General features: G+C 38.5%; 14 protein-coding genes. 9 read left to right on the top strand and 5 right to left on the bottom strand.

The features are described from left to right. Nucleotides 1-283: 283 nt before the first annotated feature. From ACTQ46_RS08455 to ACTQ46_RS08465, 3 genes are all read left to right on the top strand, one after another. On the top strand, nucleotides 284-1,273 hold the full coding sequence (locus ACTQ46_RS08455; RefSeq protein WP_441748952.1) for a cell wall-binding repeat-containing protein: 990 nt from the start codon (nucleotides 284-286) through the stop codon (nucleotides 1,271-1,273). Between the two features lie 274 nt (nucleotides 1,274-1,547). Further along, nucleotides 1,548-2,435: a pirin family protein gene (locus ACTQ46_RS08460; protein ID WP_441748954.1), complete on the top strand. Its 888-nt coding sequence runs from the start codon at nucleotides 1,548-1,550 to the stop codon at nucleotides 2,433-2,435. A 188-nt stretch (nucleotides 2,436-2,623) separates the two neighbouring features. Then, nucleotides 2,624-3,967: an MATE family efflux transporter gene (locus ACTQ46_RS08465; protein WP_441748956.1), complete on the top strand. Its 1,344-nt coding sequence runs from the start codon at nucleotides 2,624-2,626 to the stop codon at nucleotides 3,965-3,967. A 601-nt stretch (nucleotides 3,968-4,568) separates the two neighbouring features. Here the strand turns inward: ACTQ46_RS08465 and ACTQ46_RS08470 are convergent. Then, nucleotides 4,569-5,129 (bottom strand): CD3072 family TudS-related putative desulfidase, encoded by a 561-nt coding sequence (locus tag ACTQ46_RS08470; RefSeq protein ID WP_441748958.1) that lies wholly within the window; start codon nucleotides 5,127-5,129, stop codon nucleotides 4,569-4,571. A gap of 163 nt (nucleotides 5,130-5,292) precedes the next feature. Here ACTQ46_RS08470 and ACTQ46_RS08475 point away from each other — a divergent pair, with 163 nt between their 5' ends. Next, nucleotides 5,293-5,841: a CD3073 family putative ECF transporter S component gene (locus ACTQ46_RS08475; RefSeq protein ID WP_441748960.1), complete on the top strand. Its 549-nt coding sequence runs from the start codon at nucleotides 5,293-5,295 to the stop codon at nucleotides 5,839-5,841. 672 nt (nucleotides 5,842-6,513) lie between these two features. Here ACTQ46_RS08475 and ACTQ46_RS08480 read toward each other — a convergent pair. The 4 genes from ACTQ46_RS08480 to ACTQ46_RS08495 are packed head-to-tail and all read right to left on the bottom strand — an operon-like array spanning nucleotide 6,514 to nucleotide 10,307. Beyond that, the gene (locus ACTQ46_RS08480) at nucleotides 6,514-6,753 is read right to left on the bottom strand and encodes a TM1266 family iron-only hydrogenase system putative regulator (protein WP_441748962.1); all 240 of its coding nucleotides are present in this window, start codon (nucleotides 6,751-6,753) and stop codon (nucleotides 6,514-6,516) included. 20 nt (nucleotides 6,754-6,773) lie between these two features. Next, on the bottom strand, nucleotides 6,774-8,510 hold the full coding sequence (locus tag ACTQ46_RS08485; RefSeq protein WP_441748964.1) for an NADH-dependent [FeFe] hydrogenase, group A6: 1,737 nt from the start codon (nucleotides 8,508-8,510) through the stop codon (nucleotides 6,774-6,776). Next, nucleotides 8,507-9,790, bottom strand: a complete 1,284-nt coding sequence (locus tag ACTQ46_RS08490) for a complex I 51 kDa subunit family protein (RefSeq protein WP_441748966.1) — start codon at nucleotides 9,788-9,790, stop codon at nucleotides 8,507-8,509. Before ACTQ46_RS08490 ends, ACTQ46_RS08485 begins: the two co-directional genes overlap by 4 nt. A 1-nt stretch (nucleotide 9,791) precedes the next feature. After that, the gene (locus tag ACTQ46_RS08495; protein WP_441748968.1) at nucleotides 9,792-10,307 is read right to left on the bottom strand and encodes an NADH-quinone oxidoreductase subunit NuoE family protein; all 516 of its coding nucleotides are present in this window, start codon (nucleotides 10,305-10,307) and stop codon (nucleotides 9,792-9,794) included. Between the two features lie 284 nt (nucleotides 10,308-10,591). Here ACTQ46_RS08495 and ACTQ46_RS08500 point away from each other — a divergent pair, with 284 nt between their 5' ends. Genes ACTQ46_RS08500 through ACTQ46_RS08520 form a run of 5 tightly spaced genes read left to right on the top strand, consistent with a single transcriptional unit; the run spans nucleotide 10,592 to nucleotide 16,529 of the window. Beyond that, nucleotides 10,592-11,974 (top strand): amidohydrolase, encoded by a 1,383-nt coding sequence (locus ACTQ46_RS08500; protein WP_441748970.1) that lies wholly within the window; start codon nucleotides 10,592-10,594, stop codon nucleotides 11,972-11,974. A 26-nt stretch (nucleotides 11,975-12,000) separates the two neighbouring features. Beyond that, nucleotides 12,001-13,002, top strand: coding sequence for a BMP family protein (locus ACTQ46_RS08505; protein ID WP_441748972.1), 1,002 nt, complete (start codon nucleotides 12,001-12,003; stop codon nucleotides 13,000-13,002). A 24-nt stretch (nucleotides 13,003-13,026) separates the two neighbouring features. After that, entirely contained in the window at nucleotides 13,027-14,559 is a 1,533-nt protein-coding gene (locus tag ACTQ46_RS08510; protein ID WP_441748973.1) for an ABC transporter ATP-binding protein, read from the top strand. Next, nucleotides 14,552-15,604 carry an ABC transporter permease gene (locus tag ACTQ46_RS08515; RefSeq protein WP_441748975.1) on the top strand — a complete coding sequence of 351 codons (1,053 nt, stop codon included), beginning with the start codon at nucleotides 14,552-14,554 and terminating at the stop codon, nucleotides 15,602-15,604. Before ACTQ46_RS08510 ends, ACTQ46_RS08515 begins: the two co-directional genes overlap by 8 nt. Further along, a complete protein-coding gene (locus ACTQ46_RS08520) occupies nucleotides 15,591-16,529 on the top strand; it encodes an ABC transporter permease (protein WP_441748977.1) in 939 nt (312 codons plus the stop codon). Before ACTQ46_RS08515 ends, ACTQ46_RS08520 begins: the two co-directional genes overlap by 14 nt. The last annotated feature ends 11 nt before the right edge of the window (nucleotides 16,530-16,540 follow it).

Here is a 16,540-nt window from a genome sequence, read left to right on the forward strand (position 1 = left end):
TGGCGATATCTCACTATCAATAGGCTTTCGCGGCATAAACCGCTCGATCAGGCTGGATGATTGACCACAAAATGATACCCGAGGAATTTACACACTAATATGGACTTGACTCAAGGCGATTTCTAAAAGGGTGACAAGAAGATTACAATTAATAAACAGAAAGGTTACAACTTAATAAATAATATAAAAAATTAGTTTATTGGTTAATAAATTAACTTTAATAGGGTATATATTTATTAGCAGGAAATGCTAAAACATTTTGAAAGAAACGGGAGGGAGTTACATGAAAAAAGTATTAAAATTAACCTTATTAACAGCAATTATATTTCTATTAGGAACAGTGGCTGCCTTCCCGTCTTCTGCCCAAAAGATGAATGTAACGAGAATTGAAGGAAGAGACCGATACGAAACAGCAGTGAAATTAAGCCGATATACCTATATGGCATCTCCTAAGGCGATCGTTGCGACTGGAGAAGATTTTCCAGATGCCTTAGCTGGAGGAAGTCTTGCAGCACAGCTTGATATCCCCATTCTTTTAACAGAAAAAAACAAGCTCAATCCTTTAGTTGAAAAAGAACTAGAACGCTTAGGAACAAAGGAAGTATTTATACTGGGCGGCGAAGGGGCAGTAGGAAAAGAAGTGGAAGAAGAATTAGAAAAAACAGCAGAAGTAAAAAGAATAGCAGGCCGAAACCGCTACGAAACAGCGAATGAAATAAGCAATATGCGTTATGAATACAGAAAAGATAAGTCCATAACATTTCCAGGAGATTTTTATGTATTTGTAAGCGGTACATCTTACCCAGATGCTTTAGCAGCAGCTCCTCTTGTAGGGCAGATTAATATAGAAGATGCGTTAAATGTCTATCTTTTATTAGCACAGCCGGATCAAAATGTATCCGGTTCTACAGTAATCGGAGGACCTCAAGCCTTTAGTTTTCCAGTGGATGGTTATAATAGCGAAGAAGGAAACCGTGTTTACGGAGAAAACCGTTTCAGTACTGCAGTAGAAGTAGCGAAAAGATATCCGATAGACGTTGGCAAAAAAGTCGAAACGATTATCTTAACAAATGGCATGAACTATCCCGACGCTTTAGCAGCAGCCCCACTAGTAAGCAATCGAAATGCAGCGATATTATTAACAAAAACAGGATCTTTACCTAAAGAAACAAAGGATTATTTAAAAGAAGAAGATATCCAAGATGTTATTATTATCGGAGGAGAAAGTGCAGTTTCTGAAAGTGTAGTTCAGGAAATAAACGATATAAAATAAGAGATTTTAATAGAAGACCCCTTAATGCAGATATAAAAATGCTTTAGGGGTCTTTATGCTTCTAAAATTAGGATTGGAGTATAATACACAAAAGTCCTCTTCCTCGAGAATATTCTTTTAGAGATAAATAGAGTTTGAAAACAAAAAGCATGTTTTGTTTCTAAGAAGAAGAATGTTCATAGAAGAAGAAAGGTTTGATATTATTACTAACTAGTGATATAATAAAAGCAAGAAAGAAAGCAGTTTCTTTCAAATAAAAAAAGAGGTGCGTAAAATGAGCGATTTCAGAAAAATTGATGAAGTATTAAAAGGATCAGCTCCTCATTGGGTAGGGAATGGTTTTCGAGTAAAACAATTCTTCCCAAAAGACAGAGGAGAGTCTATCTTTGAAAGAACATCGCCTTTTTTATTATTACATTATAACGAGCCTTATTATTTTCAAGCGACTCCTTTTGAGACAGGAGTAGGTCCCCATCCTCATAGAGGTTTTGAAACGGTGACGTTTTCATTAGCAGGAAAGGTGGAACATGGAGATAATAAAGGAAATACAGGAGTTATAAATCCTGGGGACATTCAGTGGATGACAGCTGGGTCCGGGATTCTCCATAAAGAGTATCATGAGAATGAATTTGTAAAGAAAGACCGTGTTTTCCATGTGATACAGCTTTGGGTAAATCTTCCAGCAAAGGATAAAATGACGGAGCCGAATTACCAAGCGATCACAAAGGATCAAATGGGTAAATACTCTATCCCTGAAGAGGGCGGAGAGGTAATTATTTACGCAGGGGAAGCCTATGGAGTAAAAGGTCCGGCAAAAACATTTTCGCCGATAAATATCTACAAGATCAATCTAAAAAAAGGAACAGATTTTCGCATTCAAGAGCCGGAAGGTTTTAATACAGGATTTTTAGTGATCGGCGGCGAAGTGGAAATCAACAAAGAGGCAACTGTTGAATTTGGAAACTTTGTATTGTTTGATAGAGAAGATAAAGAGATAGCGATTCAAAGTATAGAAGAAGAATCAGAGATTATGGTTTTTAGCGGAGAACCGTTAAATGAACCTGTTGCTGCAGCGGGTCCTTTTGTGATGAATACAAGAGAGGAACTTGTGGAAGCCAGCAGAGACTTTAGAGAAGGTGTATTCGCTTCGCCGATATTTTAAAGTGATAGAAATCAAGAGGTATCTTTCCCGCAGAAAGAACCTCTTTTTTTATGAGCAAAAAAAGAAAGAGGGTATTGTATTCAATAGAAATACCCTTTACAATAGTATTCCAAAATTAAAGTATTTCTAACAATATTATGTTAAAATGAAGAAAATTCGATACAAAAGAAAGGGTGAAAACAGCAGGTATGAAAGCGAAAAATATTGACCTTACTCAAGGGCCTATTGTTAAAAATTTAATTCGGTTTTCGATTCCTTTGTTATTAAGTTCTATACTGCAGCAGCTTTATAGTACAGCAGATCTTCTTATCGTGGGAAGATATGGCGGGCAGAGAGATATGGCAGCGATCGGTGCGACGGGTTCTTTGTCTTATTTGATCGTAGCCTTCTTTTTTGGATTATCCTTAGGAACCTCTATTTTGACAGCACAGTTTTATAGTGCCAAGAGAGAACGGAAACTCTATGAGGTCGTACATACAACCTTTGCCATAGCCGTTTTCGGCGGATTTGGGCTGATGGTCTTAACCTATATTGCTACGCCGTGGTTGTTAAGGCTAATGGCGACGCCTGCGGATATATTTGATAGTGCTTCTCTTTATATGAGGGTGTATTTTTTAGGGGTTATCCCTATGCTTGTCTATAATATGGGTTCAGGAATTCTTCGTTCAGTAGGAGATAGCGAACGGCCTTTCTATTATTTAGCAGCGGCGGCCTTTTTAAATATAGTCTTCGATTTAATACTTGTGAGAGGATTTGGAATGGGTGCCTTCGGAGCGGCAATCGCTACAACTGTTGCTCAGATCGGATCGGCAGTTCTTGTGTTTATCGCTTTGGTGAAGGCGGAGGACAGTTATCGACTGATTCCAAAAGAGATCAAGTTTTATCCGGAGAGTTTAAAAAATATTTTGAGAATTGGTGTGCCGGCGGGTCTTCAGGGAATGGCTATCACTCTTTCCAATGTAGTGATTCAGTCTAAAATCAATCTCTTCGGAACGGACGCGGTAGCAGGTATAGCAGCTTCTTCTAGAATTGACGGATTTATATGGCTGTCGATTTCAACGATTTCCCAAGGGATTACGATTTTTACAGGGCAAAATATTGGAGCTCATAAGTTTGACCGTTTAAAGAGAGGATTTAAAATCGCCTTAGCCATGATTACAGTTGTAACAGGTGTTCTTCTTACACTTATTCTGCTTACTCGATTCCAGCTGATGAAGCTCTTTAATTCCAACCCGGCAGTGATCGAATACGGAGCAAATATGCTTATGATCCTCTGCTCATTTTATCTTCTTTATGCATGGGGCGAGATTATATTAGGATTTGTTCGAGGAGCTGGAAATACAGCAGCGGCGATGATTATAACATTAACCTGCTTTTTGTTTATCCGAGTAGCATGGATTTATATTATGCTAAATCAGGTCTTCTCTATATATACAGTTCTTTGGAGCTACCCTGTAACTTGGCTGATCTATGCTGTCATTTCCGCTGGCTACTTCAAAATGCGCTTTTGGAAAGATCTTCCGGTGAAGTAGGAAAAGACAGGCGTGACTGCTGCGCAGCACAGGCGGCACGCTTAAAGGCGGCCAGGCGGGATCCCTAACGGGACCCAGGCAAGGACCACGTTGCGACCTAGGGATAAAAAAAGAGTGGAGTGTGAAAGAGGGGAGAGGGGAGTTGATGAGGAAAAATGAGAAAAGATTCATTTTTCTGTGTAGTATAAAAGGCGGTTTTGTTATATTAACTAAGATGTTGAAGTTTTCTACGCTATAGTCAGTCGGATATTTTATGAGTAAAAATCTCACCTCAAAATAAAGAACAAAAAACCAGAGGCAGTGATACAGGTATCAATCTCTGGTTTTTTGTTTTTCAGTCTTAAGTAAACTTTTAAGCGATAGCGAAAAAGTTGTCTTTCCCTATAATCTAGTCCCTACAACCTATTTCCTATCTTTTATTTCCTAGTCCCTAAAGCCTACTTCCTTCCCCCTTCTCTCCCCTGGGTTGCGACAGCGATCCCGCCTGGGTGCCAAAGGCAGCCCGCCTGGCCACCGCAGGTGTGCCGCCTATCCTTTATTTAAGTAAACTTTTAAGCGATAGCGAAAAAGTTGTCTTTCCCTACAACCTAGTCCCTAAAGCCTACTTCCTATCTTTCTCTATTTCTTCTAGAATCTCTTTTATACTTTCGTCCATTCGGCTTTCATCGAGACCCCATATATCGATATCGATTCCTTTCGCTAAGAGCATTTTTTCCAGTTCTTCGATCATAATGCCTCTTTCCTTTAATTCTCTAGAGGAGAGTTTTTCTGTATTGTCTCTCTTAGACAATTCTCCACCCCATTCATCTCCTGTGCAGGTGAATTCTACACCGCAGGTGGGGCTGCCGTTGATTCCGACAACTCCAGCGAAGGTATAGCCGTTACGGATATAATTTACTGTTTGGTGGAGGATAGGCTGAAGGAGTTCTCTGCATTTTTCCCGGAAGGCTGGATAGTCGAGCTGTTCTTTGGCAACACTCCAGCGTTTTATTCCAAGCATTTCCATCTCTATACAGGGAAGCTGGATAATTCCGTAGCCTTGTAGAAGAAGCTTGGAAACAAGCGTACAGATTCCAGAAGAGTAGGAAGACAAACCTTCCACTTTTGAATTACAGTTTAAGATACAGTGAGCCAGCAGAATAAACTTTTTTTCTCTTTTCATAGTCGTCACCTCTTTCTATAAGTGTATCAAAACTAGGTGGAGAAAGCTTGATGCATTCTCGTGCATATCGTTATATGTAATAGGGTATACCGGATCTTGTTTCTTTGATATACTTTTAGTGAATCTATATTTTATATTATAATTTTTTGAAAGGAGTAACAAAATGAAGAAGAATTTTAGTACTAAGATGATGGTATTTGCTGCGATATGCATAGCGGTTAATATTATCTTGGGAACTGTTGTAGGGGCACTAAATATTCCGCTGTTGTTTTTAGATACGGTGGGCACTATCTTTGCAGCCGTTACCTTAGGGCCTTTATATGGTGCTGCCGTGGGAGGTCTTACAAATGTGATCCAAGGATTTATTTCAGGACCGAAGATCATTCCCTTTGCTTTGGTAAATATCGTAATCGGTTTAGTGGTAGGGTGGATTTCTATGAAAAAGAAGTTCTCTATTTCTACAGCGGTTATAACAGGGTTGATATTATCCGTAGTGGCACCGCTTATAGGAACACCGATCGCAATCTTTGTATTCGACGGGATTACGGGAGACTTTAATGATGTGTTTTTCGCAGCGATGAAAAATGCTGGATCCTCTATCTTTTCAGCAGCTTTTATACCAAGAGTTGCAAGCAATATTGTAGATAAAGTGATCAGCTGTGTACTGGTGTCTATTATCGCCGCTAAGACGAGAATTCGTTTTGACCGGTAATACATAATTTAGAGAGATCTTCCGATGAAGTAGGAAGAGATAGGTGTGACTGCTGCGCAGCACAGGCGGCACGCTTAAAGGCGGCCAGGCGGGATCCCTAACGGGACCCAGGCAGGATCGCTTTGCGACCAAGGGGAACAGATAAAGATAGTGTGATAGTGTGAAAGAGGGGAGAGGGGAGTTGTGGTGGAAAATGAGAAAGGATTCATTTTCTGGATAGTATAAAAGGCAGTTTTGTTATATCAACTCAGATATCGGAGAGCTTTTTACTCTATAGTAAGTCGGACATTTTCTGAATAAAAATCCATCTTCAAAATTAAGGAGAAAAAACCAGAGATATTGATACAAGTATCAGTCTCTGGTTTTTGTGTTTTTATATATTTACGTTTAGGTGAGAAAACTTTTAAGCGATAGCGAAAAAGATAACTTTCTCTACAACCTAGTCCCTACAACCTATTTCCTATCTTTACCCTTTATTTCCTATTCCCTACAGTCTATTTCTTATCTCTCTACTGGGTTGCGGCCGCAATCCCGCCTGGGTGCCAAAGGCAGCCCGCCTGGCCGCTGTAGGTGTGCTGCCTATCCTTTATTTAAGTAAACTTTTAAGCGATAGCGGAAAAGTTATCTTTCCCCACATCCTAGCCCCTACAGCCTATTTCCTATCTTTACCCCTTATTCGAATTCGTAATGGGCTTCTGCTTTTACGCCTTTAATGGCATTCAGTTTTTCGACCATTTCTTCGATTTCATGTTTCGGAGCTTGGAATACTAAGGTAATAACATTTAGTCCTTCTTTTACTTTGGGTAGTCCAAATCTTCCTTCGACGAAACAGTAATATTCGTGAAGAACTGCATTGAGTTCAGGGGCTGATTTTTGTTCCGTAACATAAATACCTACGATAGATACTCTCATGATGTACCTCCTAATTTGTTCTAGGCTTTTGTTTTCCTAGGGTTATAGTGAGTGTGAAGCAGTTCATGTGCTTTATGAGAATTCGGTTCTCCCAAGAACTCCGCGTAGATTTGTTTGATTTCCGGATTTTCATGGGATTTTCGAATCACATGTTCTTTATCGTCTTTGTAAAGACCTTTCATTCTTTCTTTTCGAAGGTTAGGATTTGTAGAGAATGGCTGTCCGCCGCCTCCTACACAGCCGCCTGGGCAGGCCATGACTTCTATAAAGTGGTAAGGAGAGGTTCCTGCTTGGATTTCTTCCAAGATTTCTCTCGCATTGCCTAATCCGTTTGTGATGGCTACTTTTACTTCGGTACCATCTATATTTACAGAAGCTGTTTTTACGCCTTTATGTCCTCGAACGCCTTCGAAATCTAAAGAATCAGGTTCTTCTCCTGTGATGACTTCGTAAACAGTTCGAAGGGCCGCTTCCATGACACCGCCGCTTGTTCCAAAGATTGTACCGGCACCAGAACCATGGCCGATGATTTGATCATAGTCAGAAGATTCTAGCTCTTGAAGCTGGATTCGGGATTGTTTAAACATGCGGGAAAGCTCTCTTGTTGTAAGTACTACATCGATATCGTTGTTTTGTCCGCTGGAAGCCATATCGTTTCTGCCTCGCTCATATTTTTTAGCGATACAAGGCATAACGCTGACAACGAACATATCCTTCGGATCGACGCCTAGTTTTTCAGCGTAGTATGTTTTTGTTACAGCACCGAACATTTGCTGAGGCGATTTGCAGGAAGATAAATGATCTAGAAGATCAGGATAGTTTTTCTCTACAAAGTTGATCCATCCAGGGCTGCAGGATGTAATCATAGGAAGAGCACCGCCATTATTTAAACGGCCTAAAAGCTCTGTTCCTTCTTCCATAATGGTTAAGTCTGCTGCAAAGTTCGTGTCGATGACCTTGTCGGCTCCAAGTTTGCGGATTCCGGAGACAAGCTGTCCTGTTGCGATCTCGCCAGGGGCAAAGCCAAAGTCGTCTCCGATTCCTACTCTTACAGAAGGAGCTGTTTGGAAGACGACAAATTTATTCGGATGGGTTAAAGCCTCCCAGACTCTGTCAGTATCGTCTACTTCGTGAAGGGCTCCTACAGGGCAGACAGTGATACACTTTCCGCATAATACGCAGGTAGACTCATCTGTTGCTTTGTCAAATGCTTGACCGATACTGTAATGATAGCTTCTTCCGCTGGTTCCGATAGCGTAGCAGGACTGGATTTCGTTGCAGGCCTGTACACAGCGTCCGCATTTTATACATTTTGTATTATCTCTTACGATAGAAGGATTATCCGCCTTAATCGGTAGACGTTCGGTGATATTTTCAAAACGGCTATTATCTACAAACTCATCATTTGTAAGTTGTTGTAGTTCGCATTTCGTGTTGCGGATACAGCTTAAACAGTCTTGAGGATGATCCGCTAAGATAAGTTCTAGGACTGTTCTTCTTGCCATGCGTACTTTTTCAGTATTTGTAAGAATCTCCCCGCGAACTTCTTCTACTTTAGTGTTGCAGGAAGATTTTAATTTCCAAGAACCTGTTTCTTCTACAACGCAGATTCGGCAGACGCCTCTTGCTTGGACTTCAGGATGATTGCAGAGAGTCGGAACATGAATGCCGATGGTTTTGCAGGCATCAAGCAGAGTCGTTCCTTTAGGAACAGACACATCGATCCCGTCTATTTTTAAACTTATCATTTCTTTCATGCGAAAACTCCCTTCAATTCTTCTTCTGTATATTGGATTCGATCGGTAAAGATCGTAGGTCTTTGTCGTAATACGCTTGCCATAGCAGTGGTTGCAGATTGTCCTAATCCGCAGAAAGATGCGAAAGACATGGTTTTTGACAAAATACCGATGGTTTCAAAATCTTTCTCTGTAGCAGTGCCTTCGTCGAATTTCTTTAAGAGAAGGATCATTTGTCTGTTTCCTTCACGGCAAGGTGTGCATTTTCCGCAGGATTCATGGATGAAAAACTCATTTACTTTAATCAAGTATTTGATAAGGTCTACAGATTCATCCGCTACAACAAATGCACCAGTCCCTTTCGATAAGCCTTCTTCTCTTAAATGAGGCGCATCAAAAGGAGTGTCGAACTGCTCTGGGAATACGATAGCTCCAGCTTGTCCTCCTAGATGGAAGAACTGAATTTCTTTTCCTGAAACAGTACCGCCACCTAGTTCTTCATCATACAACACGTCGCGGATAGAAGTTCCCATAGGAATTTCATAGACACCTTTGTTTTTAGCATGTCCAGATAAACAAACCATAATCGTTCCGCCGTCTTCTTCTGTTCCTACAGAACGGAAGTATGCTGGTCCCCGGTCTAATATAATCGGAATCGCTGCAAAGGTTTCTACATTGTTTGTAATGGTAGTCTTTCCGTAAAGACCCCCTTGAGGAAGATGAGGAGGGATAGCTCTAGTTCTTCCCGCATGTCCTTCAATACTTTCTAAAAGACTTGAATTCTCTCCGCAGACATAAGCTCCTGCTCCGCTTATAATATGTAAATCAAAATCAAAACCTTCGACACCCAGGATGTTTTTGCCCATAAATCCTGCTTCTTTTAAATCCTCGATAGCCTTGTTTAATCGCCCTGTAAAGCTTCTGTACTCTCCTCGCATATAGAAGAAGCCTTCTTTTGCACCGAATACATACGCTGCGATAAGCATTCCTTCGAAAACGATATAAGGGTCTTTTTCGATAAATAGTTTATCTTTGAAAGTGCCTGCTTCTCCTTCGTCTGCATTACAAACAAGATATTTTGTATCGTCTTCGATAGCGTACATGTTTTTCCATTTTAAACCTGTAGGAAAACCAGCTCCGCCTCGGCCTAAAAGTTTCGCTTCTATAATTTGATCTATGATCTCTTCCGGCTTCATAGTAATTGCTTTTTTTAAACCGTTAAAACCATGGTTGCCCATATATTCCAATACGCAAGAGGATTTATCGATCGTACCTGATATTAACTCCAGTGTTTTTGCCATACTAAGCCTCCCCGTTTCTGTTGTTATGAAGATTGTCTAAGATTCTAGAAATCTTCTCTTTATCTAAATTTCCGTATACAGTATCGCCGATCTTCATCACAGGTCCGATATCGCAAGCGCCGACACAAGGACCTGTTTCTAATTCAAATAACCAATCATATGTATGTTCGCCGACTTTTATACGAAGTTTTTCTTCCAATATCTCGATTAAAGACTGAGAATCATTCAAATAACAGCTTCCGCAATCGCAAACCTCGATTTTGTATTTCGCTCTTGGTTCAGTATCCAGCATAGAATAGAAACTCATAATATCGTAAAGTTCAATCATCGGGATTCCAGTACGGTCTGAAACGATTTCACAAACCTCTTCGCCGATGTATTTCTCATCTAAAGAATCCTGTATTTCCAGCAATGTGTTGAGGATATTTAACTCAGAATTGTCGTGTTTAGTTAAAATATCGCCAATCTCTTGTCTTTGATCGTCAGTCAAAGATTTATAGACTAGTTTATAGCTCATAACGTTTTCCCTCCAGTGTTATAATTACAATAAGTTTATAGAGAATATTTTAATTTGTCAATTTTTATTTTGTTTACGAATGTTGAAATATAGCGATTTACAGATAATGATTATCATTTAGGGATTGTTGATAATTATTATTTATCATAGTTAAAAGATAGGATTAGCGACCTGGTGTATCTATATAAATATATCGAAAGGATAGAATAATATGTAAATATTTGACAGTATAGCTACTATATACTTTATAATTTTTGTATTACTATTATGAAGGAGGGAGAACGATGTCATATAAAACGTTGATTAGAAATGCTGATATTATTGTAACTTGTGATAATGATGATAATTTATATTACGACTCAGATATTTTAATTGAAAATGAAAAAATAACCAAAATCAATTTTAAGGCTGATGAGGCAGTGAAGGAAGATGTAGATAAAATAATAGAGGGTAAAGGAAAATTAATATTTCCAGGGCTTGTAAATACACACCATCATTTTTTTCAAACATTTGCCAGAAGTTTAGAACAGATTGATTATACGGGTATGACAGTGATTGAATGGCTTGATAAGATTTATCCGATTTTTGAGAAAATTGATGATGAAGTTATTTATTATTCTACAATGACCGCTTTAACAGATTTAATAAAACATGGATGTACAACCGCTTATGATCTACAGTATTGTTATACAAAAAACAGTAGTAAAGAATTAGTTGATCTTCAAATGGATGCGGCGAAAGAGTTAGGGATTCGCTATCATGCAGGAAGGGGAACAAATACACTTCCAAAAGAGAAAGGAAGTACGATTCCTTTTGGAATGCTGGAGACTACAGATGAATTTATTCATGATTGCGAAAGGCTAATCGGCAAGTATCATGATAGTTCTGATTATTCAATGAGTCAGATCGTTATATCTCCCTGCCAACCTGTTAACTCATATAAAGAGACTTTCGAGGAGTCAATAAAGTTGGCACGAAAACATAATACTATAATGCATACTCATTTAGGGGAAGGAGAAAATGCAATTATGGAAGCTCGCTATGGAAAAAGGACATTGGAGTGGTGCTATGATATTGGATTTACAGGCGAAGATGTGTTTTATGCCCATGGATGGGAATTGACGAAAGAAGAGTTTACTTTAATGGCAAAGGATAATATTGGTCTATCTCACTGCCCAGCACCAGCGATACTTGGAGGATTTCCAATTATAAATATGGTAGAGATGATAGAATCTGGTCTATGCATAAGCTTGGGATGTGATGGGTCTGCTACAAATGACAGCTCAAATCTTTTAGATACGATGCGGTTAGCTTACATGTTGCAAGCTTTTTATAACAAAGAAAGGAGAGGGGGAGTTAGTCCGAAAGAAATACTCAGAATGGCTACAGTAAATGGAGCGAAGACCTTAGGAAGAAAAAAACTAGGATCATTAGAAGTAGATAATGGTGCAGATTTATTTATGATTGATATTGATAAGTTAGAATGCGTAGGAGCTCAGCATGATCCATATTCTCTGATTCCTAGGACAGGTGCAGTAGGTGAAGTCAATCTAACAATGATTAATGGGAAAATAGTTTTTCAAGACGGACAACTGTTAGGGATTGATGAAAAAGATTTTGTCAACAAAGGAAAAAAAGCTTGGAAAAGCTTTATGAGGCGAATTTAATTAAATAATATAAGGGAGAATTGCAAATGAAAAAAAGATTAAGTTTAATGCTAGCGCTAATATTATTATGTTCTGTAATGGTAACCGCATGCGGAGAAGGCTCCGATAATGGGAAAGCAGAAGGAGAGTATAAAATGGCACTTCTGTTGTCAGGTCCTGCAAATGATCAAGGGTGGAATGCTACAGCAGTAGAAGGGTTAACTAAGGTAAAGGATGAATTAGGATTTGAAACAGCCTATATGGAAAATGTGCAGTTAGCAGATACAGAGGCATCTTTTAGAGACTATGCAAGCCAAGGCTATAATTTGATTATGGGTCATGGTTTTCAATATGGAGAACCAGCGCTAAAAGTAGCTAAAGAATTTCCGAATGCTTATTTTGCATCTACAGAGTCTAATTCTCAAGGTGAAAATATGGCTTCATATGTTGTCGGTGCAGAGCAAGGTGCTTACATAATGGGATTAATCGCAGGGTCTATGACGAAAGCAAATAAGGTAGGAGTCGTAGGTGGTTTTGAACAGCCTTCTATTATAAAAGAAGTCGAGGCATTTAAGCTTGGTGTAAAAGAAGTAAAGCCGGAAGCTGAGGTTGCGAGTGTTTATATAAGCTCTTTTACTGATGTAACAGCAGGCAGCACAGCTGCGAAGTCTATGATTGATCAAGGAGCTGATATTTTATACCATGTGGCAAATCAAGCGGGTACTGGTGTAATAAAATCTGCAGAAGAAGCAAAGATTCTTGCATTGGGAAATTCATATGACCAAAATTCTATTGCACCCGATACTGTGATTTGTTCAACTGTTTATAATATACCGAAAGTTGTATATGAAGCAGCGAAGCAGGTGAAAGAAGGGGATTTTAAAGGTGGAGTATTTAATCTTGGGATGACAGAAGGAGTTGTAGAGATTGCCCCATTCCACTCATTCGAGGAAAAACTATCAGCTGAAACAAAAGAATTAATAAATAAGAAGATAGAAGAAATAAAGAATGGAAGTTTCGAAGTTCCGATAATTGAAAAGGCTCAATAATAATATCAAAAGGAGAGATTTGAAATGCTGTTGAAGATGGAAAATGTCACAAAGTCGTTTTTCAATAAAAAAGCATTAGATAATGTAGATTTTGAATTAAGAGAAGGAGAAATCCATGCTTTATTAGGTGAAAATGGGGCGGGGAAAACAACTTTAATGAATATTCTATACGGAATATATCAAAAGGATTCAGGTAAAATTCAATATCGAGGAAATTCGATAGAGTTTAAATCTCCTAAAGATGCGTTGGATAACGAAATTGGCATGGTTCAACAGCATTTTTCTTTAGTAGATAATCTTACAGTGTCTCAGAATATCACTTTAGGATTAAAAGAAAAGGGATTTCCATTTGTCAATCGCAAAGAATTAGACCATAAAATTAGTGGGATTTCAAAACGATATGGTTTAGGAATTTATCCAAAGGAATTTATATCCGAACTATCTGTTGGAGAACAACAAAGGGTAGAAATTTTAAAACTTCTTTATCGGAATGTAAGACTATTGATATTGGATGAACCTACAGCTGTATTAACTCCTCATGAGACAAAAAATCTGTACAGTATTTTAAAACAATTAAAAAGAGAGGGGCATTCTATTATAATCATCACCCATAAAGTATCAGAGATCATGGAAATTTCGGATAGGATCACGATACTACGAGATGGAGAGTGGATCGCATCTTTAGAAAGAGGTCAGTTTACAGAAGTAGACTTGTCGAATTATATGATAGGAAGGCCATTGAAGACTGAATTTAATCGTCAACCTTTGAACGATTATGAAGTAGGGGGGCTAGAACTAAAGAATATATCGCTTAAAATGAAAGATCAGTATAAGCTAGAAAGAATTAATATAAAAATAAAACCAGGCACTATTCATGGGATAGCAGGTGTTGATGGCAATGGACAAAAAGAATTAGCTGAAGTTATCTTAGGGATTCATCGACATACGGAAGGAATGATATTGTATGATGATGAAGATTTTAGCGACTATAAAGTAAGGGACCGAAAGGCGAGAGGATTTGGATATATTCCTGCAGACAGGCATCATGATGGACTATTAATGAACATGAGTTTATGGGAAAATTATTTGCTCAATGAGTATGAAAATAAGGAGTTTAGGAAGCACGGATTATTAGATAAAAAGATAATATACAGTAAAACAAAAGGAGTGATTGAAAAGTTTAATATCAAAGCACCGGGAATAGAGAGTCGAATTTGTTATTTATCTGGAGGAAATCAGCAAAAGATGATTTTGGCTAGAGAGCTTAAAGAGAGTCAAAAAGTAATTGTTGCATCTCAACCAACAAGAGGTCTTGACATGGGAGCGGCTGAATTTGTGCATGAGCAGCTAATGCAATGCCGCAATAATGGGGGTTGTATTATCATGATCTCTACAGATATGGAGGAAATAATAAAAGTATGCGATAAAATATCGGTATTATACAAAGGAAAAATAATGGGAACAGTAGTAAACAGCGAGTCATTGGATATATCAGAGATTGGATTAATGATGGCAGGAATTCATGCAAAAAGAAGAGGGGAGAATGATTATGTTTAAGAGATTAGATTTCAAAAAATCAGCTTCTTATATTGCCATTATTGTTGCAGGATTAATGATCTCTTTAATATTGATCCTATTGTCGGGAAAAGACATAGGTTCTGCCTTAACAAGTTTTATGAGAGGGATTTTAGGCTCCAAATATGCTGTTGCTGAAATCATTGTAAAAACTGTGCCCTTGACTTTAGCTGCCTTAGGGATTGGAGTGGGGTTTAAGACAGGATTTACAAATCTAGGCGCAGAAGGACAAATCTATATCGGAGCTATGGCTGGTACAATATTTGCATTATCATTGCCAAGTTTGCCGAAGTTGATTATGATACCAGCATTAGTGATCGTTGGTTTTATAGCAGGAGGTATATGGGCTTTAATTCCTGGGCTATTAAAAGTAAAGTTTAATATCTCGGAAATTATAGTAGGGATCATGTTGAACTATATTTCGATAGGTATAGTTGGGATAGCGCTTCAAACTTTTTTAAGAGATCCTAATAATGCTTTCCCTATGTCAGAGAGGCTGGGAGAAAATTCTGTGTTAAGTATTCTACTTCCGTCTACTCGATTACATAGTGGAATAATTATTGCACTATTATTTGTAGTACTAATTTATTTGCTGATATGGAGAACTTCTACGGGTTATCAAATGAGAGTTTGCGGAGAAAGTATGAGAGCGGGTCAAGTAGCAGGTGTTTCGATCTATAAAAACATAATACTTTCTGCTTTAATCAGCGGAGGTTTAGCGGGAGTGGCTGGAATAATAGAAGTGGCAGGGGTTCAAGGACAGCTAATAGAAGGTTTGTCACCGAGTTATGGGTACACAGCAATTATGGTAGCCTTATTAGGAGCAAACCATCCATTAGGAATATTTACATCAGCAATTGGAATATCAGCATTGCAAGTGGGTTCTTTATCAATGCAAAGATCATCCGATATACCAAATTCTATCGCTACAATTATTTTAGGGATCGCAATCCTGTTAGTGATAGCAAGACCGTCTATAGATAGAATAATATCACTAAAAAGGGGGACTGAAAATGAATGCAAGTAGCATTATTGCAATTTCTGCCTTTTTATATACTGCCTTAAGACTTGCAGTGCCAATAACGTTAGCGGGGATTGGAGAAACTATATCTGAGAAATCAGGGGTTCTAAATATTGGGATAGAAGGGCTGATGCTGATAGGGGCTTTTACAAGTTTCATTATTACCTTCTATACTCAGAATGTATTTCTGGGTATTCTTTTGGGAGTAGTAAGTGGAGTGGTTATATCTCTAATACATGCTGTACTAAGCATTCACGGACGAGGGGATCAAACGGTCATAGGGCTTTCAATAAACTTTTTGGTTTTGGGACTTACAAGCTTTATTTTCTTGATATTTTTTGGTAAATCTACAGAACTGCCATCAATAGAAACGATTGGAACGTCTAGTATACCAGTGTTATCTCAAATCCCTATATTGGGGAAGGTGCTGTTCCAACAGGATATAATCGTTTATTTAATGTTTATTTTGTTGATCGGTTCTTGGATACTAATTTTTAAAACAGAATGGGGTGTTCAGCTGACGGCAGCAGGGGAAAATCCAAGAGCAGTTGATAACGCAGGGCTAAATGTAAATCGTATCCGTTATGTAGTCTGTGCTTTTAACGGAGGAATTTGCGGTTTGGCAGGAGCGTATATGTCTGTTGTGCAATTTGGCTTTTTTATTGAGAATATAACTGCAGGAAGAGGATATATTGCATTAGCAGCAGTAACATTAGGAAGGAGAAATCCTGTAGGAGTATTTTTAGCGGCTTTATTAATCGGGGCAACGGAAGCAGTTCAATACAATTTCCAATCTTCCGGAATTCAAATACCGAGCCAGTTTTTTACGATTTTACCGTATATTGTATCGATAGTGGTTCTCCTATTATCTATCGGCAAGTCAAGAGATCCAAAAGCTCTTGCACAGCCATTTATTCGAGATGAAAGATAGCATAGCAAGTA

It is taken from the genome of Gallicola sp. Sow4_E12 (assembly GCF_052116305.1).
Taxonomy (GTDB): domain Bacteria; phylum Bacillota; class Clostridia; order Tissierellales; family Peptoniphilaceae; genus JBQKLI01.

What these genes read in the sequence shown, in the direction of transcription:
- ACTQ46_RS08455 (WP_441748952.1), top strand. Translation starts at nt 284, where the DNA reads ATGAAAAAAGTATTAAAATTAACCTTATTAACAGCAATTATATTTCTA.
- ACTQ46_RS08460 (WP_441748954.1), top strand. Translation starts at nt 1,548, where the DNA reads ATGAGCGATTTCAGAAAAATTGATGAAGTATTAAAAGGATCAGCTCCT.
- ACTQ46_RS08465 (WP_441748956.1), top strand. Translation starts at nt 2,624, where the DNA reads ATGAAAGCGAAAAATATTGACCTTACTCAAGGGCCTATTGTTAAAAAT.
- ACTQ46_RS08470 (WP_441748958.1), bottom strand. Translation starts at nt 5,129, where the DNA reads ATGAAAAGAGAAAAAAAGTTTATTCTGCTGGCTCACTGTATCTTAAAC.
- ACTQ46_RS08475 (WP_441748960.1), top strand. Translation starts at nt 5,293, where the DNA reads ATGAAGAAGAATTTTAGTACTAAGATGATGGTATTTGCTGCGATATGC.
- ACTQ46_RS08480 (WP_441748962.1), bottom strand. Translation starts at nt 6,753, where the DNA reads ATGAGAGTATCTATCGTAGGTATTTATGTTACGGAACAAAAATCAGCC.
- ACTQ46_RS08485 (WP_441748964.1), bottom strand. Translation starts at nt 8,510, where the DNA reads ATGAAAGAAATGATAAGTTTAAAAATAGACGGGATCGATGTGTCTGTT.
- ACTQ46_RS08490 (WP_441748966.1), bottom strand. Translation starts at nt 9,790, where the DNA reads ATGGCAAAAACACTGGAGTTAATATCAGGTACGATCGATAAATCCTCT.
- ACTQ46_RS08495 (WP_441748968.1), bottom strand. Translation starts at nt 10,307, where the DNA reads ATGAGCTATAAACTAGTCTATAAATCTTTGACTGACGATCAAAGACAA.
- ACTQ46_RS08500 (WP_441748970.1), top strand. Translation starts at nt 10,592, where the DNA reads ATGTCATATAAAACGTTGATTAGAAATGCTGATATTATTGTAACTTGT.
- ACTQ46_RS08505 (WP_441748972.1), top strand. Translation starts at nt 12,001, where the DNA reads ATGAAAAAAAGATTAAGTTTAATGCTAGCGCTAATATTATTATGTTCT.
- ACTQ46_RS08510 (WP_441748973.1), top strand. Translation starts at nt 13,027, where the DNA reads ATGCTGTTGAAGATGGAAAATGTCACAAAGTCGTTTTTCAATAAAAAA.
- ACTQ46_RS08515 (WP_441748975.1), top strand. Translation starts at nt 14,552, where the DNA reads ATGTTTAAGAGATTAGATTTCAAAAAATCAGCTTCTTATATTGCCATT.
- ACTQ46_RS08520 (WP_441748977.1), top strand. Translation starts at nt 15,591, where the DNA reads ATGAATGCAAGTAGCATTATTGCAATTTCTGCCTTTTTATATACTGCC.